At 72.3% G+C, this 20,619-nt stretch carries 14 protein-coding genes; 12 read left to right on the forward strand and 2 right to left on the reverse strand.

Going from position 1 to position 20,619, the window contains the following annotated elements:
• The first annotated feature begins 58 nt into the window (after nucleotides 1–58).
• From KF823_11210 to KF823_11240, 7 genes are all read left to right on the forward strand, one after another.
• Complete coding sequence (locus tag KF823_11210; protein ID MBX3726468.1) at nucleotides 59–1,396, forward strand: hypothetical protein; 1,338 nt, start codon at nucleotides 59–61, stop codon at nucleotides 1,394–1,396.
• Nucleotides 1,397–1,473: 77 nt separating this feature from the next.
• A complete protein-coding gene (locus KF823_11215; GenBank protein ID MBX3726469.1) occupies nucleotides 1,474–2,784 on the forward strand; it encodes an amidohydrolase in 1,311 nt (436 codons plus the stop codon).
• Nucleotides 2,785–2,957: 173 nt separating this feature from the next.
• Nucleotides 2,958–6,686 carry an EAL domain-containing protein gene (locus tag KF823_11220; protein ID MBX3726470.1) on the forward strand — a complete coding sequence of 1,243 codons (3,729 nt, stop codon included), beginning with the start codon at nucleotides 2,958–2,960 and terminating at the stop codon, nucleotides 6,684–6,686.
• Between the two features lie 28 nt (nucleotides 6,687–6,714).
• A complete protein-coding gene (locus KF823_11225) occupies nucleotides 6,715–7,182 on the forward strand; it encodes a hypothetical protein (GenBank protein MBX3726471.1) in 468 nt (155 codons plus the stop codon).
• Between the two features lie 605 nt (nucleotides 7,183–7,787).
• The gene (locus KF823_11230; protein MBX3726472.1) at nucleotides 7,788–8,120 is read left to right on the forward strand and encodes a high-potential iron-sulfur protein; all 333 of its coding nucleotides are present in this window, start codon (nucleotides 7,788–7,790) and stop codon (nucleotides 8,118–8,120) included.
• A 144-nt stretch (nucleotides 8,121–8,264) separates the two neighbouring features.
• Nucleotides 8,265–9,053, forward strand: coding sequence for a DUF4412 domain-containing protein (locus KF823_11235; GenBank protein MBX3726473.1), 789 nt, complete (start codon nucleotides 8,265–8,267; stop codon nucleotides 9,051–9,053).
• A gap of 146 nt (nucleotides 9,054–9,199) precedes the next feature.
• Nucleotides 9,200–10,654, forward strand: coding sequence for a VWA domain-containing protein (locus tag KF823_11240; GenBank protein ID MBX3726474.1), 1,455 nt, complete (start codon nucleotides 9,200–9,202; stop codon nucleotides 10,652–10,654).
• A 52-nt stretch (nucleotides 10,655–10,706) separates the two neighbouring features.
• Here the strand turns inward: KF823_11240 and KF823_11245 are convergent, their stop codons facing one another.
• Nucleotides 10,707–12,584: an aspartyl protease family protein gene (locus KF823_11245; GenBank protein ID MBX3726475.1), complete on the reverse strand. Its 1,878-nt coding sequence runs from the start codon at nucleotides 12,582–12,584 to the stop codon at nucleotides 10,707–10,709.
• A gap of 91 nt (nucleotides 12,585–12,675) precedes the next feature.
• On the opposite strand from KF823_11245, the gene KF823_11250 reads away from it, so the two are divergent.
• From KF823_11250 to KF823_11270, 5 genes are all read left to right on the forward strand, one after another.
• The gene (locus KF823_11250) at nucleotides 12,676–13,251 is read left to right on the forward strand and encodes a helix-turn-helix transcriptional regulator (protein MBX3726476.1); all 576 of its coding nucleotides are present in this window, start codon (nucleotides 12,676–12,678) and stop codon (nucleotides 13,249–13,251) included.
• A 62-nt stretch (nucleotides 13,252–13,313) separates the two neighbouring features.
• On the forward strand, nucleotides 13,314–15,017 hold the full coding sequence (ggt, locus tag KF823_11255) for a gamma-glutamyltransferase (protein MBX3726477.1): 1,704 nt from the start codon (nucleotides 13,314–13,316) through the stop codon (nucleotides 15,015–15,017).
• A gap of 247 nt (nucleotides 15,018–15,264) precedes the next feature.
• Nucleotides 15,265–16,380 carry a hypothetical protein gene (locus tag KF823_11260; GenBank protein ID MBX3726478.1) on the forward strand — a complete coding sequence of 372 codons (1,116 nt, stop codon included), beginning with the start codon at nucleotides 15,265–15,267 and terminating at the stop codon, nucleotides 16,378–16,380.
• Complete coding sequence (locus KF823_11265; GenBank protein MBX3726479.1) at nucleotides 16,367–16,555, forward strand: DUF2256 domain-containing protein; 189 nt, start codon at nucleotides 16,367–16,369, stop codon at nucleotides 16,553–16,555. The genes KF823_11260 and KF823_11265 overlap by 14 nt, the downstream gene beginning before the upstream one ends.
• Nucleotides 16,556–16,627: 72 nt before the next feature.
• Nucleotides 16,628–17,347, forward strand: a complete 720-nt coding sequence (locus tag KF823_11270) for a class I SAM-dependent methyltransferase (GenBank protein ID MBX3726480.1) — start codon at nucleotides 16,628–16,630, stop codon at nucleotides 17,345–17,347.
• 330 nt (nucleotides 17,348–17,677) lie between these two features.
• On the opposite strand, the gene KF823_11275 is transcribed toward KF823_11270, so the two are convergent.
• Nucleotides 17,678–20,527 (reverse strand): hypothetical protein, encoded by a 2,850-nt coding sequence (locus KF823_11275; GenBank protein ID MBX3726481.1) that lies wholly within the window; start codon nucleotides 20,525–20,527, stop codon nucleotides 17,678–17,680.
• Nucleotides 20,528–20,619 lie beyond the last annotated feature (92 nt).

Raw genomic sequence — 20,619 nt, forward strand, 5'->3', positions numbered from 1 at the left:
GGGGGCGCAGGTCCGCAACCGCGCCCCAGGACGGCGAACCACCGGTGGAGCGGACGCCTTGACCCGGACCCGCAGCTCGACACCTGCCTCCGCCGCTGCCTGGCTTGCCGCCGCGCTGGGTGCCGCCGCGTTCCTGGCGGTGTTCTGGCCGGGCTTCATGAGCCCGGATTCGGCTGAGCAGCTCGACCAGGCCCGCACCGGCGCCTGGACCAGCGTGCATCCGCCGGCGATGGCCTGGAGCTGGGCGCTGACCGACCGCCTGCTGCCCGGACCGGCTGGTCTGTTCCTGGTCCACACCCTGCTTTTGTGGGGCGCGCTGGCCTGGCTGTCGACGGGTCTGTTCCGGCGCCCTGCGGCGCAGATCACCTTTGTGCTGGTCCTGGGTCTTTCGCCGCCGGTGCTGGCGACCGCCATGCACCTGTGGAAGGACGTGCCGATGGCGGCCTTCGCGGTGCTGGCACTGGCGGCGCTGGTGCATGCCGGGCACCGGCCGTCCGGCCGATCCCGGCTCGGGCTGCTGGCGCTCGCCCTGCTGGCCCTGGTCCTGGCCTGCGCCTGGCGTCACAACGCGATCGCCCTGGTGCCGCCGCTGGGCTGGTACGTCGCCGTGCTGGCAGGCGTCACCGGGCCGGTTCGCCGTGCACTTGCCGCGCTGGCCCTCACCGCGGTGGTGGCCCTGGCGGCGGCGTTGCCCAACCGTCACCCGGCGGTGGCGCAGCGGGCGGTCTGGCCGGTGATCGCGGTCTGGGACCTGGCCGCGGTGTCGATTGCCGAGGACGAGATGCGGATTCCCGCCGACTGGCGCCACCCCGATCTCCAGGTGGCGACCCTGGCGGCCGCGTTCACGCCCTGGAGCAACACCCCGATCTTCGACACCGGCCAGTTGCTGATCAGCCTCTATCAACCGCCCGATCCGGCGCGCCTGGCGAGCCTGCGAAGCGCCTGGCTGGCCACCTGGCTGGACCATCCAGCAGCCATGGCCGGTCATCGACTGCGCCTTGCGCGCCTGCTGTTCGGACTGGCGCCTGCGGCGCGCCCGGTGGGCCTGGTGCTGTCGCCGGGCATGGTGCAGCCCGGCCACGGGCCGCCGGCCCACCTGCCGGACAACCGGCTGCGCGATCGCATCGTGCGTGGCCTGGCCAGACTGGCGGCGACACCGGTGTTCGCGCTGTGGCCCTACGCGCTGGTCGCGCTGCTGGCGACGCTTGCCCGTCGCCGCCGGCATCCGCTGGCCTGGCCGCTGCTCGCGTCGGCAGGGCTGTTCTGCGCGCCACTGCTGCTGGCGGCGCCCAGCGCCGAGTTCCGGTACCTGCTGTGGCCGGTGCTCGCCTGCCTGGTCGTGGCCGTGCTGCCGGCAACCGGCCCGCGCGCGGCCATCCCCGCCCCGGCAGGATGAGATACTCCCCGGCCAGGCCCGCCCGGACCCGACCTGGCACCCTCGGCACCGGCCGTGCCATCCATCGGAGAGCGACGATGAACCTGCGCCACCCGTACACCGCCATGCTGTTCGCGTGCGTACTGGCCGCCGCGCCGGTCGCGCGCGCCGACCAGGTCGAGACCCTGGCAACCGCCGTCGACGATGCGGTCCGCGAGTGGCGTCGCGACATCCATCGCAACCCAGAGCTCGGCAATCGCGAGTTCCGCACCGCCGCCCTGGTTGCCGAGCACCTGCATGGCCTGGGCCTGGAGCCGCGCACCGGCATCGCCCACACCGGCGTCGTCGCGGTGCTGAAGGGCGCTCGCCCCGGCCCGCGCATCGCATTGCGCGCCGACATGGACGCGCTGCCGGTCACCGAGGCCACCGGCCTGCCGTTCGCCTCCACTGCCACCGCGCAATACCGCGGCGAGACGGTCGGCGTGATGCATGCCTGCGGCCACGACGCCCATGTCGCGATCCTGATGGGCGTGGCCCAGGCCCTGGTCTCGATCAGGGAGAGCCTGCCCGGGGAGGTGATGTTCATCTTCCAGCCCGCCGAGGAAGGTCCGCCCGAGGGCGAGGAGGGCGGTGCCCTGATGATGCTCGAGCAGGGCCTGTTCGAGGACTTCCAGCCGGAGGCGGTGTTCGGACTGCACGTGTTCTCCACCCTGCGTGCCGGGCAGATCGGTTACCGGTCCGGGCCGCTGATGGCCGCCTCGGACCGCTTCCGGATCGTCGTCAAGGGTCGCCAGACGCACGGATCGCGTCCCTGGGGCGGCGTCGATCCGATCGTCGCCGCCGCCGACATCGTGTCCACCAGCCAGGCGATCGTCAGCCGGCGCATGGACATCACCCGGCAGCCGGTGGTGCTGAGCTTCGGGGCGATCAAGGGCGGCATCCGCTTCAACATCATCCCCGACGAGGTCGAGCTGATCGGCACCATCCGCACCTTCGAGCCGGACATGCGCGAGGCGGTGTTCGAGCACCTGCGGCAGACCGCCACCCAGGTCGCCGCCGCGCATGGCGCCACGGTCGAGCTGGAAGTGCCCGCCGAGCGCGGCAACCCGGTCACCCGCAACGATCCGGCGCTCACCGATCGGGTGCTGCCCTCGTTGCGCAAGGTCGCCGGCGACGGCCAGGTGGTGGCGATGCCGCTGATCACCGGCGCCGAGGACTTCTCCGAGTACGCCCTGCGGGTGCCGGGATTCTTCTTCTTCGTCGGCGCCACCGGCGAGGGCATCGACCCCCGGGAGGCGCCGTCCAACCACTCGCCGCAGTTCCTGATGGACGAGTCGGCGCTCACCGTCGGCACCCGCGCCATGCTGCAACTGGCGCTGGATTACCTGGGCGCGGACGGCGAGGGATGACGGTACCGGGCGGCCGCAGCCCGCCGGGGCCGGCCGCCCTCGACGCAGTTGCGGCATCGCCGGCTTGTCGCGGTAACGGCGCCGCGTTAGGGTGAGGCCGCGGCCGCGTGCGGCCGGGAGGGGCAGGGGGACTGTCCCGGATCGCCGCCATGAAGTCCGTGGAGCAGCGCCCGATGCCAGAACGAGCCGAGCACGCCGCGATCGTGGCCGCGCCGGTTCGCCTGCCGCTGCGCCTGTGGCTGGGCAGCCTGATCACGCTCGCCGCCCTGGTGCTGCTGGCGGCCCTGCTGCTGGGCTTCCTGCGCCGCGCCGAGCTCGACGACGCGCAGCGCGAGGTGTCCTCGCTGGCCAGCGCGGTCTCCGCCACGGTCGGCCGCTATCTGGACGTGCACGCGGTGGTGCTCGCCGAGCTCGCCCGACTGCTGCCCGACCTCACCCAGGAACATGGCGCGATGACCGTGCACCTGGCCCGACTGCGCTCACAGGCGCCGGCGCTGCTGACGGTGCAGCTGGTCGGTACGGGGCGCCGGGCGATCACCCGTCCGGACGTCGAGGACCAGGCGGAGGAACTGTTGCCGGACTGGGCCCAGGGCAGCCATGCGCAGGCGCTGGCCGCCGAGCGTACCGTGCTCACGGCGCCGACTCGCGATGCCGCCGGACGCTGGGTGGTCCGCATGCTGCACCCGGTCGACCATCACACCATCCGCTGGATCGTCGGCACCCTGGACATGGATGCCCTGGACGCCCTGCTTCGCGACCTCGACCTGGGTCCGGGTGGTTCGGTGTCGGTGGTCCACGAGAGCGGCCGCCTGATCGCCCGCCACCGGGACTCCGCGCGCTATCGCGAACTGGACCTGTCCGCCGCGCAGATGCTCACGCAGTTCCGGGACGAGGCGCGCGGCGCCCTGCTGCAACCGGCGCTGCTCGACGGCGAAGTGCGGATGATGGCTTTCGAGCGTTCGGAGCGCTACGACATCCTGGTTGCGGTCGGCCGGACCGAGTCCGAGATCCTGTTCGTCTGGCGGCAGACTGTCATTGCGACGGCGTTCGGCCTTGCCGCGATCACGCTGCTCACCCTGCTCGCGATCGGCCAGGCACTGCGTGCCTGGCGCACCGGCAATGCGGCGGTCACCCAGCTCCGGATCAAGGAGGAGCGCCTGGCCGAAGTGCAACGCATCGGCGAACTGGGGCTGTGGGAGTACGAATCGCACAGCGACCGGCTCATGTGGTCGGACGAGGTGTCCCGCCTGCTCGACCTGCCACCGCGCAGCCGGGGCGGCTACGCGACCCTGCGCGAACGCATCCATCCCGACGACCGCGACGCGCTGGACGCGCGCGTGCGGGAGGCCGGCGCCATGCGCCTGCCCATCGACCAGCAGGTGCGCACCCTTCAGCCGGACGGGCGCATCCGCTACCTGCGCTTGCGGGCGCAGCCGCGCATCAACGTGCTGGGCGTGCCGGTGGTCACCGGCACCCTGCTCGACATCACCGAGGCGACCCTGGCACAGGAACGCATCGCCCTCGCCGAGGCGCAGTACCGCTACCTGTTCGAGCTAAGCCCGGTGCCGCTGTGGGTGTTCGACCAGGACAGCCTGCGCTTCCTCGCGGTCAACGAGGCAACCGTCCACCTGTACGGTTGGAGCCTGGCCGACTTCTCGGCGATGTCGTTGCAGGACCTGTTGCCGCACGACGAGCTCGAGCGGTTCCGTTCGGCACTGCGCCGGGAGCAGCCCGACGATGGCCAGGTCTGGCGGCACCGCACCAGCGACGGCCGGCTGCTGTATGCCCGCGTGTTCGCCACCACGGTCAATTTCGAGGGCCGGCCGGCCCGACTCGTCGCCAGCCTGGACCTGACCGACAAGGTCCGCGCCGAGCAGGAGCTCGCGGACAGCGAGGCGCGCTTCCGGCTGGTCGCGCGGGTCAGCAACGACGCGATCTACGACTACGACGCCGGCCTCGACCACCTGTGGTGGAGCGACAGCTACTACAGCCACTTCGGCACCGATCCGGACATGCCGGACAGCAATATCGAGAGCTGGCGCAGTCGGCTCCATCCGGATGACCGGGAACGGGTGGCCGCCAGCTTCGACGCCGCCCTGGGCGGGGAGGGCGACAGCTGGGAGGAGAACTACCGCTATCTGCGCATGGACGGCGGCTGGGCGCACGTCAGCGACCGCGGCTTCATCCTTCGCGACGACACCGGGAAGGCCCTGCGAATGGTCGGCGGCATGCTCGACCGGTCGCCGGAGCTGGAGGCGCAACGCGCGCTGGTCGAGCGCGAGAACAGTTACCGCAGCCTGGTCGAGCGTCTGCCCCTGCCCCTGCTGGTGCTGCGCGAGGGCGTCGTGGTGTTCTGCAACCCCTCGGCGGCGAAGGTGCTGCGCGGCGACGACGGCCGCGAGCTCGCCGGCTGCGGCGTCGACCGCCTGTTCGAGCCGGCGATCGCCAACGCCCTGCGCGACCCCCGCTGGAGCACCAACGGAAGGCAGGTCCGGGTGCGCCGGACCGACGGCGGCGAATTCCTGGCCGAGATGGCCGTGTCGGCCTATCGGGACGGCAACGGCGAGGGCCTGCAGCTGGTGCTGCGCGACCTCACCGAGCAGCTTCGGTTCGAGCAGATCCTCACCCACCAGGCCCAGCACGACGACCTCACAGGCCTGCCCAACCGGCGCGCGGTCAAGGAGCGCCTGCGCGGCTGGCTGGCGCTGGCGGGCGAGCGCGGCGGCGAGCTTGCCGTGGTGTTCGTCGACCTCGACCAGTTCAAGGTCATCAACGACGCCCTCGGTCATGCGGTCGGCGACAACGTCATCCGGACGATCGCCGAGCGCCTGGCCGACGCCGTCGGACCGGGCGTGACGCTCGGCCGCTTCGGCGGCGACGAGTTCATGCTGCTGGCGGATGCGGACGCGGTGGACCGGGTCGTCGCTTCCGTGCACCGCGCGGTCGCCGAGCCGGTCGAGGTGGCCGGCACCACGCAGTTCCTGAGCGCCAGCATCGGCATCGCCATCGGTCCGCGCGACGGCACCGATCCGGACACCCTGATCCGCAGCGCCGATGCCGCGATGTACGAGGCCAAGCGCCAGGGCCGCAACCGGGCGGTGATGTTCTCCGACGTGCTGCACCGGACCGCCAGCAACCGTCTGGAGCTGGTCTCGCGGCTGCGCGGTCCCGACCTGGAGAAGGAGCTTGATCTCCACTACCAGACGCAGCATGACGCGGTCACCGGCGCGGTCTCCGGCATCGAACTGCTGCTGCGCTGGCCGAACGGGCCGGTCAGCCTGCGCCAGCCGGCTCGCTTCATCCCGATCTGCGAGGAGACCGGATTGATGGTGCCGATCGGCCGCTGGGTCATCCGGCAGGCCTGCCTGCGGCAGGCGGACGCCGCCCGTCTTGCCGGGCGGCCCTGCCGGATCGCGGTCAACGTGTCGGCGCACCAGTTCATGCACGACGACCTGGTGCGCGAGGTCGGCCAGGCGCTCGAACGGACCGGCGCGGACGGCCGCCTGCTCGAACTGGAGATCACCGAGAGCGTGATCCTGGCCGACCCGGGCGGCGTGGTGCGCACCATCGAGGCGCTGCGCAAGCTGGGCGTCGAGGTGTCGATCGACGATTTCGGCAGCGGCTACTCCAACCTGGGGTACCTCAGCCGCCTGCCGGTCACCAAGCTGAAGATCGATCGCGGCTTCGTGCGCGACCTGTTCACCGAGCGCCAGAACGAGGCGATCTGCGAATCCATCATCTCCCTGGCGCACAGCCTGTCCTTGCGCGTGGTCGCCGAAGGCGTGGAGACCACGGCCCAGCGGGACTGGCTGGTCCGTCGCGGTTGCGACGAACTGCAGGGATTCCTCTACTCGCAGCCGCGGCCGTTCCCCGACCGCCTGCCCGGCCTGGCCGAGGCCTGAGCACCCGATTCCTGGAGACCTTCCACCCATGCCAGCGCATCGCCTTCCCGTCATCCTCGGCCTTGCCGCCCTGCTGACCGCCTGTTCCGGAGGCGATGGCGGCACCGCGCCAGGTCCCGGTGATCGGTCCGGCGAGGCTGCCGTCGGCGCCGGCCGGGCCGAACCCGGCGGCTTCAACGTCGCCGAGGTGCAGATGGCCCGCACGTTCGACAGCGGTGGTGGACCGGTCAGCGAACCGGCCACCCGCTTCGCACCCGACGACCTGATCGAGGCGGTGATCCTGACCGAGGGCAAGGGCGGCGGCACGATCGCGGCGCGCTGGCGCTTCGGCCACGACGGCCCGGTGTTCCACGAAGAGGCGCACCGCATCGAGGAGGCGGGCGTACATGCCTTCCGGATCGCCAAGGCCGACGGCTTTCCCCCAGGCGACTACCAGGTCGACATCCTGCTCGACGATGCGCTGTCGGTGAGCCGGCGCTTCCAGGTGGAGGACTGAGCGGGGCGTCTGTTTCCTGGTTTCTTTTCCATCGCCGCGGTTCTGGGGCAAGCGCCCTCGGCAGCCCATTGCGTTGGCGGCCAGTTCCCTTGGCCTGATTGGCGCCGTTGCCGATCCAGGCGCGCGCGCTGGCCGCGGCAGCCCTCTCCCCCGCCCCTCCCCCGCGCGGCGGGGGAGGGGAGAAGTGCGGCGGCGCGGCTCGGGTTTCTGGTTTCGGGTGCCTGGGAAGCGGGAAGCGCGCAGGGGGAACGGCCAGCCGCTGTACGGAAGTCGGGACTCGGGACTCGGGACTCGGACTCGGAGCGCTATCTGATCCCTCCGGCGCAACGTGGGAAGGGTGGCGGGTGATAGCGGCGTGCTTCGGGGGCGTTTGGTCTCGACGCCGGCGACGCTCGGCCGGGAATCCCGGCATCGGATCGGAACGGGAACGCGAATGGTTCCACGTTCCATCACGTCATCGCGGCGGCGAGGGTTGCCATACTCGGCGCCCATGCATGCGTGCAAGCGTGCGCCCGTTCCTGGTCGCCCGCGCAGGCGCGCCGGCTCGCCCGCTGTCCGCCAGCGGCCGCAGCCATGCCCAGCCACCGTCAACGCAGGAGAGTCCCATGTCGTGCAACCGCCGCCAGTTCATCAAGACCGCCGGCTCGGGCGCCCTCGCCCTTGCCGTGGTCGCCGTCGCCCGCCCCGTCCCGGCCGGCGCGCAGGATGCGCTTCCCCTGCTCGGCGAGGACGAACCGACCGCCAGGGCGCTGGGCTACGTCGATGACGTCGCCAAGGTGCCGGCGAGCGAACCGCTGCTGAAGCCGGACGCCATCTGCGCCAACTGCCTGCACTACAAGGGCGCCGAGACCGACCCCGTGGCGCCCTGCGCGCTGTTCCCGGGCAAGGCGGTGCCAGCCCGCGCCTGGTGCAAGGCCTGGGTGATCAAGCCCGCCTGAGCGGGCCGCTTGCCGCCGGGGCGGGCCCGTCCGGCAGCGCCGATCGGCGGTCTGGCAGTCGCACGGCCTTTTTCCCGTCTATCCTCGGGTTCCCCCGGTGCCTGCGGCACCGGGGCGCCTCTGCCACGCCCAAGGAGACCCGCCATGACCCTTCGACCGCTCGCCGCCATGCTCGCGCTGGCCCTGCCGGCCGCCACCGCGCTGGCCGATGCCCGTATCAGTTTCCAGGCCACCGAAGGCGGTGGCGCCGCCATCCAGGGCCTGCTGATCGGCCATGGCAAGGTGCGCAGCGACACCGACGGCAACGTCAGCGTGATCATGAATCCCGCCGATGGCAGCATGACCATGCTCGACCATGGCAAGCGTGAGTTCACCCGCCTCGGCCGTACCGAGATGGAGCAGATGAGCGGCGCGCTGAACGACGCCATGGCGCAGCTCGAGTCGGCCATGGCCAACATGCCGCCGGAGGTCCGTGCCCAGATGCAGGGCATGGTCGGCGGCGCCCTGCCGGGCGCAGGGGGCGAGGCCATGGTCAGGGTGGTCGACACCGGCCAGCGCGACCGGGTCGCCGGCCATTCGTGCACCATCTACCGCACTCAGGTGCAAGGACGCACCGTCAACGAGTCCTGCATGGGCGATGCATCGGTCCTGTCGGGCCTGTCTGCCGCCGACCGCGCGACCCTGGATGGCGTCATGGCCATGACCCGGGACATGGTCGAGTCCATGGCCAGCGGCCCGCTTGCGCAGTTCGCCGACATGACGCCGTTCAAGCAGGGGCAGATCCCCCTGCGGGTCACCGACCTGGACGGCGGTCGCCGGGCCACCTCGGAATTCGCGGGCATCGACAACGCCCGCCTGCCGGCCGACCTGTTCCAGGTGCCCTCAGGTTACCGCGAGCAGAAGATCGAAATGCCGCGCATGGGCCGGCGCTGAGCGGAATCGCCAGTCGGTCGGATCCTCCCCGGACCTGCCGGACCGCGTGCGTCCGGCAGGCCCCGCCTGGGACAGGCCGCGATCCAGCCCTCGATGAATCGCGGAAGGCCCTGCGCAAAGGGCCATCCGCCACCAGGATGAAACGCATGAAGACGCAGATTCTCGCGCTGGCGGCGTTCGCCGCCGGTACCGCCCTCGCGCTGCCCGCCAGCGCCCGCGCCGACGCCAACGTGGTGCTGGTGCTGGACGCCTCCGGATCCATGTGGGGGCAGATCGACGGCCGCACGAAGATCGAGATCGCCCGCGACGCGGTCGCCGGCCTGGTCGCCGACTGGCCGGCCGGCGATCGCCTCGGGCTGGTCGCCTACGGGCACCGGCGCAAGGGCGACTGCGCCGACATCGAGACCCTGATCGAGCCCGCGCCGCTCGATGCCGGCGCCTTCCTCGGGCGGGTCAACGCACTCAACCCCACCGGCATGACGCCGCTGTCCGCGGCGGTCGTGCACGCCGCCGACCTGTTGCGCAGTTCCGAGCAGAAGGCCACGGTCATCCTCGTTTCCGACGGCGAGGAGACCTGCAATCTCGACCCCTGCGAGGTCGGCCGCGAGCTCGGGCAGCGCGGCGTCGACTTCACCGCCCACGTGATCGGCTTCGACGTCGCCGACCCGGCGCACCAGGCGCAATTGCGCTGCCTGGCCGAGAACACCGGCGGCCGCTACTTCAACGCGACCGATGCAAGGGAACTGGCCGGCGCCCTGGGCAGCCTGGCCGCGGCCACCACGCAACCGGCCCTGCCGCCGGCCAGCGCCAGCCTGTCGGCGCCCGCGCAGGCGACCGTGGCGAGCTGGATCGAGGTGGCCTGGCAGGGGCCGGGCGACGAGGGCGACTACATCGCGCTGTACCAGGGCGATCGCGAGGCCAGCTATGCCTGGCTCGAGACGGGTATGCAGACGGTCCGCCTGCGCACCGCCACGACCACCGGCCCCTTCGAGCTGCGCTACGTCAGCCCGCGCCGTTCCAACCCGGTGCTGGCCCGGCAGCCGATCACCCTGGTCGAGGCGGTCGCCGCCATCGAGGCGCCGACGCAGGCCATGGCCGGCAGCATGGTGGACTTCCGCGCGCGCGGTCCGGGCAACGCCGGGCACTGGATCGGCTTCGCGCAAGCGGGAGCAGGCGCCGACGTCCACCTGGCCTACGCCTGGATCGAAGCCGACGAGGCCGCCTACCGGCTGCGCGCCCCGGCCGTGCCGGGCGACTACGAGCTGCGCGTGGTGCTGGCCGGCGACGCCACGCAGATCGCCGCACGCCAGCCGGTGCGGGTGACCGCGGCGCAGGCGCGCATCGCCGGCCCCGCCGAGGGCAGCGCCGGCGGGCAGGTCGAGGTCGAGGCCGAGGGGCCGGACGGTGTGGGTCACTGGCTCAGCGTCGCGCCGGCCGGCAGCGAGCCGGGAACGTACCGGGAATTCGCCTACTACGAGCCCGGTACCCGGTCCTACCGTCTGGCCCTGCCCGAACAGGCCGGCGAGTACGAGCTGCGCTTCGTGCTGGCCGGCGAGACCGGCGACCAGGTGATCGCCAGCCAGCCGATCCGGGTGCGCTGAGTCCATCGCGGCACCGTCGGATCGCCCTGCGCGGTCCGACGGCGTTCGTCGCTCAGTCCGCGTCCATGTCCGGCGCGGACCGCTGCGGCACCAGGTCGGCCAGGGTTACCTCGGCGTCCCGCTCGCCACCGTCGCGAAAGAAGCGCACGGCCAGCACGGTGCCGGGTCCGGTTTCGCGCAGCAAGCGCCGCCAGCCGTCCAGGCTGCGCGCCGCCACCGGCTCGCCGGCGATCGCCAGCAGCCGGTCGTCGACCGCCAGGCCGGCCCGCTGCATCGGGCCGTCCGGCGCCAGCGCGGCGATCCGCAGCGCGTCGCCGTCGCGCATCAGCCAGGCGCCGGCGCGGTCGTGGCGCTCGCGCAGGCCGTGCTCGCTGCCGGGCGACAGGTACATGCGCCGGTTCGGGTAGTCGAACTCGACCACGAAGCGGCGCAGCAGGCCGCTGCCGACGTTGGCCGAGATCGCCGCGTTGGCCAGGGCGCCGGTCTCGCGGGTGATCAGGTCGGCGGCCAGGTCGGGCACCGCGACCGTGCCCAGACGCACCTCGCCGACCCGTACCGGCCAGCCCTGCGAGGGCCCGCCGACACCCCAGCCGGTGACCGTCTCGAAGCGCGCGCCATAAGCTTCGATCAGTCCATGCTCGCGCACGAACGGCGCGTGGACGCTAAGCGCAGAACGCGAGCCGGTGTCGATCGACAGCGTCGCCGGCCGGCCGTCGATGCTGCCCTGGACGACGGGGATGCGCTCTTCCAGCGCGAACGGCACCGCCACCGCATCAGGCAGCGGCGCCTGCCGGGCGGAATCCACCAGCAGCAGGCGACGCGCGCCGTAGTCGATGCGCACGCCGACCCGGTGGAACACCTCGTAGCCGACCAGGCCGTCGAATTCCAGACCCTCCACGGCCGGCAGGTCGCCCAGGTCCATCACGTAGAACATCGGCGCATCCAGCACGAAACCGCCCAGGGCAAGTTTCCCGGCGCGCGCCAGGCCGACATCGACGGTCTGCTCGCCGACGCCGCGGCCGGCCAGTTGCCCCTGTACGCCCAGACCCAGGCGCCGGGCGGCCTGCGGCGTCAGCAGGTTGACGCCACCGGTGTCGAACAGCAGGCGCACTGGCCGGTCGTCGATCGCCGCCTCGACGTAGATGTGGTTGTTGAGAAGCTCGAAAGCCAGTTCGCTGCAGCCCTCGGCGCCTTCGAAGCGGAAGTCCCCCGGGCGCTGCCCGGGCATGTCCAGGTCGGTATCGGCCGGCGCCGGGGCCGCGCGCTCGACGATCAGTTCGGCGCGGCTGCGCGGATCGTCGCCGGTGCTGACCACGTGGAACGGCACCTGCAGGCCGGCGACCTCGCGCCAGTCCAGCCACTGCGTGCGTCGCGCGTCGCGGCCCTCGCCCTGGTCGATGCGGCCCGGGCGACCGTCGGCGTCGAACCACAGCACGACGGGCTGGCCCTCCTCGGGAACCGCCTCGACGCGGGTCCAGGCCTGGCCGTCCTCGGCCACCGTCGTCGCGCTGCCGTAGCGGGCGCCATCGGCAGTCAGCCAACCGCGCCGCGCCAGCCAGGCGTCGCTGCGGGCGCGGGCGCGCGCCTCGGCGCTGTCGACCGCGGTCACCTGCTCGCCGCTGCGCGACCAGCGCACTTCGCCGTCGAAGCCCTCACCCCCTTCGATCGGGCCCAGGACGTAGCCGGAACGCGAGCGCCCGTCGACCAGGTCCACCCAGCCCTGCCAGCGTCCCTCCAGGCCACCGGCCAGCAGACGGCCCTCGCTGGCCAGCACGCGCAGGTCCGGTGGCGGCGACATGCCTGGCGCCGCGCGGGCACGGTCGGGCCAGACCGGCACGGTGGCCGGGTCGCGTGCGGCGGCCGGCAGCGCCAGCAGGCCGAGCAACAGCAGGCCCATCCAGGGCGGGACAGGGCGGTTCGGGCGGGACATGGCGCACTCCGGCGAGGCTTCGGGGCTTGAAAAATACGTCCGCATTTCAATAATGGCAAGCCAACCGATGGCCTATGCGCGAGCCCGATCCATGTCCGGAACCCGCGATCCCCGCATCTCCTCACCGGCCGCCCTGGATGCCCTGGCTTCGCCGGTGCGCCAGGAGATCGTCGACACGCTGGCCATGCTGGGCGGCGACGCGCCGGTCGCGGCGCTGGCCGGGCAGCTCGGCCGCCCGGCCGACGGCCTGTACTACCACCTGCGCGTGCTGTCCCGTGCCGGCCTGGTCGCCGAGACCCCGCCGGGTCCGGCCGGCGGACGCCGCTTCGCCCTGGTGCGGCGCGGCCAGCCGACCCTGCGCTACCGCCCCGACGATGCCGCCGCGCGCCGCGCCCTGGCGCGCATCGCTCATGGCCTGCTGGCGATCGCCCGGCGCGACTTCGACGCCGCGCTGGCGGCCGGCGACGCCTGCGTCGAGGGGCCGCGGCGCACCCTGTGGGCGGCACGCAACACCGGCTGGCTGGACGGCGACGGCCTGGCCGAAGCCAATGCCCTGCTGGCGCGCCTGTGCGAACTGCTCGGCCAGCCGCGCGCGCCCGGTCGCGACACCCAGGTCGGCCTGGCCTTCGTGCTGGCGCCGCTGCGGCCCCGGCCGGCGCGCCGTTGACGGCGTCGCGCCGGGGCGCGGCGTATGCTCGGCCGGCGATTCCCGCGAACCGGAGCCTGCCGATGTCCCGTATCCTCGCCGGGCTGCTGCCCGCCGCGCTGCTCGCCGTTCCCGCCATGGCCGCCGACCGCATCACCGGTGCCGCGTTCGCCACCCGATCCGAGGTCATCGCGCCGACCGCGATGGCGGCGACCTCGCACCCGCTGGCCACCCAGGTGGCGCTCGACATCATGAAGGCCGGCGGCAGCGCCCTGGATGCCGCGATCGCCGCCAACGCCGCGCTCGGCCTGATGGAACCCACCGGCAACGGCATCGGCGGCGACCTGTTCGCCATCGTCTGGGACCCGAAGACGCAGCGCCTGCACGGCTACAACGGCTCGGGCCGCTCGCCGCGCCGGCTGACCCTGGACTGGTTCATCGAGAACGGCTATCGCGACGTGCCCTCGCACGGTCCGCTGCCGGTGACCGTGCCGGGCACCGTCGACGCCTGGTTCGCACTGCACGGGCGCTTCGGACGGCTGCCGATGCCGCGCGTGCTGGCGCCGACCATCGACTACGCACGCAACGGCCATCCGGTCGCCGAGACCATCGCCTACTACTGGGCGCGCAGCGTGCCGCGGCTGTCGCAGTTCCCGGGCTTCACCGAACAGTTCACCGTCGACGGGCGGGCGCCGCGCAAGGGCGAGATGTGGCGCAACCCGTTCCTTGCCGACACCCTGGAGGCGATCGCCCGCGGCGGCCGCGACGCCTTCTACAAGGGCGACATCGCCCGGGTGGTCGGTGAGTACATCGCCGCCCAGGGCGGATTCCTGGACGCCGGCGACTTCGCCGCGCACGAAGGCGAATGGGTCGAGCCGGTGTCGACCACCTACCGCGGCGTCGAGGTCTGGGAGCTGCCGCCGAACGGCCAGGGCATCGCCGCCCTGCAGATCCTCAACCTGCTCGAACCGTACGACCTGGCCGGCTACGGCTTCGGCAGCCCCGAGCACATCCACCTGTTCGTCGAGGCCAAGAAGCTGGCCTTCGAGGACCGCGCGCGCTGGTACGCCGACCCGACCTTCCAGCCGGCGCCGGTCGAGCGCCTGATCGGCAAGGACTACGCGCGCGAGCGCGGCGCCCTGATCGACATGGCGCGCGCCGCACGCAGCGTCGAGGCCGGCAACCCGGCCCTGCAGCGCGGCGACACCATCTACCTGACCACCGCCGACGGCGACGGCATGATGGTCTCGCTGATCCAGTCCAACTACCGCGGCATGGGCTCGGGCATGACGCCGCCCGGTCTGGGCTTCATCCTGCAGGACCGCGGCGAGCAGTTCGTGCTCGCCGAGGGCCACCCGAACAGCTACGCGCCCGGCAAGCGGCCGTTCCACACCATCATCCCGGCCTTCGCGACCCGCGACGGCAAGCCGTGGCTGAGCTTCGGCGTGATGGGCGGCGCCATGCAGCCGCAGGGCCACGCGCAGATCATCATCAACCTGGTCGACTTCGGCATGAACCTGCAGGAGGCCGGCGACGCGCCGCGCATCCACCACGACGGCTCCACCGAGCCGGCCGGCCAGGCGCTGGTGATGAGCGACGGCGGCGTGGTCGAGCTGGAGTCGGGCTTCGCGCAGGAGACGGTGCGCGCGCTGATGCGCAAGGGCCATGTCGTGCGCGCCGCCGACGGCCCGTTCGGCGGCTATCAGGCGATCGCCCGCGACCACGAACAGGGCGTGTGGATCGGCGCCAGCGAGAGTCGCAAGGACGGCCACGCGGCCGGTTACTGAGGCTTGCCGCGGCGGCGCCTGCCGGCAGCCGGAAGCGCCGGAGCGTGAAGCCTGGCGTAGTCGCCGGGACTGGAAGCGACATCCGGCACGGTTCCACTTGCGCGCATCGTGGCATGCTGCCCCCTGCCGCCCGCCGGGCGCGAGCGGGTTGCGGAACGGCGCAGGCCGGCCCGCATGCGCAACGCACGCCATCGGGTCCGGCCGGACGGGGCAACCAACGTCTGGACAGTTGCAAGGAGTGTCAGCCATGTCCCTCATTCCGTCGCGCCGATCGCCGGGTCTGCTCTGCCTCGCACTCGCACTTGCATTCGCGCTCGTGCGCGGCTGCGCCCCGACCGCAGCGGGCGTCGCCGCGACCGTCGAGGCGGAATCCGTGGCAGCCGACGTCCAGCGCGTCGATGCCGCCGTACGCGCCCACGGCCAGGCCCATGCCCGCATCGCGCAGGCGCGCGGCGATGCCGCCTCGGTGGCCGCCGCCGCGCTGCTGCTGGCGCCGCGCGGCGCCGCCGCCGACGACCGCCGGACCGCCCTGGGCTGGCTCGACGAGGCGCTGCGCCGGCATCCCGCCGACGCCATCCTGGCCTGGGCCGGCCTGCGCGCGTGCGGCGGCGATCCGGCCTGCGACCGGCAGTCCTGGCTGGACTTGCTGGCGCGCCTGCAGCCGGGCAATGCCGCGGTCTGGGTCGCCCACCTCGAACACGCAGACGCCGCGGCGCCGCGGGTTGCGCTGCTGGAACGCGCCCTGGCGGCGCCGGACTGGCGGCCGGCCGCGACCGTGCTGCGCGCCGCCGTGCTGGACGCCTGGCAGGCGATCGACCTGGCGCCGGCCACCGCCGCGGCGATCGAACGTCTGCTCGGCGAGGACGCGCAGGCCGGACCGGTCAGCGGCGACCGCCTGACGCCGGCGCACAAGCTGGCCATGGCCCAGGCCGCCGACCTGCACGATCTCCCCGGCCTGGCCGCGCCGGTGGCTGCCTGCCGCAGCCATCGCGACGGCGCCGCCGCGTGCGCACCGCTGTGGCGGCGCATCGCCAGCCAGGGCCAGTCGCTGCTCGAGGCCGGTCATGCCGCCGGGCGCCTGGCCGAACTCGCCCTGGCCGCGGGCGACGACGGTGGCCAGCGGCACTGGCAGGCCGAGCGCGCGGCGATCGACTGGCAGGGGCGCCAGTCGGTCGCGCTGCTGCAGGGCGAGGTCGATGTCGCGGCGTTCTGGTCGCTGCTGCGTGCCCGCGGCGAGCTGGCCGCGTTCCGCCACCTCCTGCACCAGGCCGGCCTGCCCCTGGCGCCGCCACCCGGCCACGACGGCCCCGGCACGACCGGCGCCTCGCCGCCCTGGTCCAGCGCCGGCGATGACCCCGGCTGAGCGCCCGCGCCGGCGCGGCCAGGGCGACGGCCGCGGTCTGCCGGAGAAGCCCTGCGCGGTGTGCGGCCGGCCGATGGCCTGGCGGCGCCGCTGGGCACGCTGCTGGGACCAGGTGAAGTACTGCTCGGACGCCTGCCGCAAGGGCACGCCACGCAGCGCGCCGCGGATACCCTAGACACGCGCGCATGCCGCAGGCAAGTGGGCGGCCGCTGGCCCTACACTGCTGGATTGTCCCGGGAAGACGACCATGTCCACACGCTTGCGAAATGCACTCGATCTGCTGGCCCTCCGCCTTGCCAATGTTTTCGTTGGGCGGCTGCGCCGTCAGAAGGCCGGTGACGACCCGTATCACCGGGTTTTCGCGCATTTCCGGCAGATGGTCCTGAATGCGCCCCATTCGTCGCTCCTGGAGATCGGCTCGAGGAACGTTTCGGGCGTCGACGGCCGAAAGAATTTTCCAGGAGTGCAGGACTACACGGGCGTCGACATCCATGCCGGAGAGTTCGTGGACGTGGTCGCGGACGTTCACAGCCTTTCTTCGGCCTTTCCCGAGAAGCGCTTCGACTTCGTCTACTCCATTTCCGTCTTCGAGCACCTGATGTTTCCCTGGAAAGCGGTGCTTGAGATCAATTCCGTCCTGAAGCCGGGCGGGCATGTTTTCATGGCCACCCATCCGATTTGGCCGCCCCATGAGCTGCCCTGGGATTTCTGGCGTTTCCTGCATCACAGCGCGATTCCGCTGTTCAACAAAGTGACGGGGTTCGAACTGGTGGCGGTCACCGAAGGCTTGCCTGCCCGCATGTTCACCCTTGCGGGCGACCCGGTGGGGCAAGACCTGTACAAGTTCCCCCTAAACCAGGGCATCGCCATCATCGCCCGCAAGATCGCCGACTACGACCGCGATCGGCTGCGCTGGGACCTGGTGCCCTCCGACGTCAGCGACACGATGTATCCCAAGCCGGGCTGAGCCTGCCTGGCATCTGCCGAAGGGCGATCATCCCGAGCGCTCTCGAACCGCCCGATTGCCGTCTTTCCGACGTGGCGGTCGGCCAGTTCACCTGCGCGCACGCTCGTCTCGCCGAGCGGCCCTGCACGCCGGCGACCAGCAGGTTGTATCCGACGGCCTGCTGTCCGACGGATGCACGCGCGCAATGCAGGGGGGGGCGCTGGAACAGCTCGCCTGGCGGCCCGGCCCGATGCTTGGACCATGGTGCACGCCAGCACCCCCGCGGCGTTCCCCGAACGCGCCCGGGCGCCGCAGCGATACGCAGGCGCGCGGGTCGCGCGCCGCGCGCGGCTACTCGAAGCCGTTCGCGAAGATGGCCTCCGAATAGCCGGCGCCGAACTGCACGAGCATCGCACCGGCCGTGGGACGCAGGTCGCCGGTGGTGTTGTCGGTGAGCTCCACCACCCAGACGGAGCCCTCGCGGCTGGCCGGCAGGGCGCGCCAGGCGTAGCCATAGGGGTCGGCCGGGTCCTCGGGCGCGAAGGTCCGCAACTGCCAGCCCGGCCCATCGGTGCCACCGTGCCAGGTGACGTGCAGGCGGGCCTGGGTGCAGCCGGACAGGTCCATCCGAACCAGACCCCACGGATAGCTGTGACCCGGGTCGGCGGGAAATGCCGTCGCCGGCAGGGCATGAGCGTTCTCCAGCCGCACGCAGGCGCCGGCCAGAGGTTCCAGTTGCACGGTCAGGTAGGCATCGCCACCGCGGCCGGTGCCGGCGCCCGGCATCGACGCGACCCGCGGCTGCAGGGTATCGGGCACGCCGTCGCCGTTGCCATCGCCGCCGTTGGGCGCGCCCGCCTCGACCGCCGAGGGCGCGCCATCGAGGTCCTCGTCCGGGACCTGGTCGATGCTGAACACGCCCTCGCGAGTACCTGCGTACAGGCGCGGAATCGCCGCGCTGCGATCCAGCGCCAGCGCCAGGGCGGAACTGCCCGGCAGGCCCACGCTGTACGAGGTCCAGGTCAGCCCGCCGTCGAGCGTGCGATAGACGCCGCCCGGGTTGCCGTCGGTGCCTGCCGAACCGGCGTAGGCGACGTTGGCGTCGAGCGGGTCGACCAGCAGGGCACGGATGTCGGCATCCGGGGCGATGCCGGTGTTTGCTTCCGTCCAGGATGCGCCGCCGTCCACCGACTTGTAGATGCGCGCATCGAAGGTGTTGCGGTTGACCGCCGCGTACAGGACATTCGGCGAGGAGGGCGCCAGCGCAAGCGCCAGCACGCTGCGCACCGCGCTGTCGGGGTTGGCCGGCAGGCCGCGCGGCAGGCCGTTGCTGCTGTGCACCCAGGTGGCGCCTGCGTCGGTGCTCTTGAACACGCCATTGAGCACGCCCTGGCTTTCCAGCGGCTCCGGGAAGGCGGGCCCCCCGGGCTCGGGGAAACCCGTGAAGGTGCTGGCGTAAAGCGTTGCCGGATCGACCGGATCGATGGCGAGCTGCACCACCTGCACGGTGGCTGCGAAGTTGAGGGAGGTGTCGTAGTCGGGCACCGGCAGCCCGGTGTCGCTGGCGGTCCAGGAGGCGCCGGCATCGGTGCTCTTCCAGATCCGCGCGGCCAGCACGGTCGGGACGCCGGTACCCGAGTGGTAGCTGATCCGGCCGCTGCCACCCAGGTAGGCGACCTGCAAGGGCCCCGTGCCGCCCGGTGGGCCGCCGCTGGACGGATCCAGCACGATGCTGCGCGCGGTACTGAAGGCGCTGATCTGGTAGCCGGCGGCGGGCAGGGTGGGAATGCCCGCGTCGATCGTGCTCCAGGTGGCGCCGCCGTTGGTGCTCTTGTAGATGCCGGCGTTGCCGTCGCGGATGCCGCCGCCCAGGGCGAACACCGGCGACCCGTAACCGGCCGCATAGATCACCGTGCTGAACGGGCTGGCCGCCGTGTTCGGATCGATGGCGATCGCGCGCAGGCCGCTGGCCTCCAGGCTGCCCGAGGCCGAGAACCACGAGGCGCCGCGATCGAGCGACTGGAACAGGCCGTCACTGGGCGTCGAGAAGGCATCGCCGTACCCGGCATACAGCCACAGCGGCTGCGTCGGGTGCACGGCCACGGCACGAACCTGCGCCTGGCGCAGGCCGTTGATGCGACGGGACCAGCTGACGCCGGCATCGCTGCTCGCGAAGAAGCCGGTGTAGTCGGCGGCGGCGTACAGGGTCGCCGGGGCCGTCGCCACCACGTGCAGGTCGGCGACGCCGTTGTTCCACGGTCCAGCGGTAGGCCGGATTCCCTGGCCGACCGCCGTGTAGCTGGCGCCGCCATCGCCGGTACGCGCCAGGCCGCTCTCCATCAGCACGTACCAGGTCGATGCCAGGCTCGGGTGCGGCACGATGCGCCGGATCGGGCGGCTGTTGGCCAGGCTGACGACACCGGTGGAGAGGAAGCTGGCGCCCCCGTCGTTGCTGCGGAACACCTCGTCGCCATTGCCGGCCAGCAGGATGTCGCCGGGCACCGTCGTGAAGGCGGTGCAGGTGCGCCTGCAGTACTGCGGATTGCTCAAGCCGGCAACGGCCGGTTCGCCCCAGCTGGCGCCGCCGTCGGTGCTGCGCATCAGCGCACGACTGCCACCGACCAGGTCGAAGGTCTGGGCGAACAGCCGGCCGGGGACATGCGGATCGAACGCCAGTGCCTCGATCGCCCGCCCCGCCAGTCCGCTGGTTGCAAAGGCTGACCAGGTCTCGCCGCCGTCCGTGCTGCGCCACAAGCCCGACTGGCTGCTCGCCCAGACCCGTCCGGCGACATGCCGGTCCATGATCAGTTCGGCCAGGGCTTCGTCGGCAGGCAGGCCGGTGCCGGCCAGCTGGGTCCAGGTCAGGCCATGATCGAGGCTGCGGTAGATGCGGCGGCCGCCACCCAGCGCCAGCAGATGGTCGGCGTTGGCGGCGTCGGCCTGCAGGCGGGTCAGGAAGCCGGTGTAGGGGGCGATCTCGACACGGCTCCAGTTCAGCCCGGCATCCGTGCTGCGGTGCACTGCGTCGCCGCCGTTGACGATCACGCGCGCCGGGTTGGCCGGATCGACCACGAGTTCGCTCAGGCTGCCACCCTGAGGGCCGGCCGAGGTCCACAGACCCGGACCGGCGACGGCCGTCGTGGCGCTAGTCAGCAGGACGATGAAGACGATGCGGAGGGCGAGGCGGATGTTTCGGATCATGGCGGGACCGTGTTCTGGGGCGAGGAGCTGCACTTGGACAGGATGCTGCGCGATGCCGGCGGCCGCAAAGCGCTCGCTGGGAAGGCCACCGC

Source organism: Lysobacterales bacterium, assembly GCA_019634735.1.
GTDB lineage: Bacteria > Pseudomonadota > Gammaproteobacteria > Xanthomonadales > UBA2363 > Pseudofulvimonas.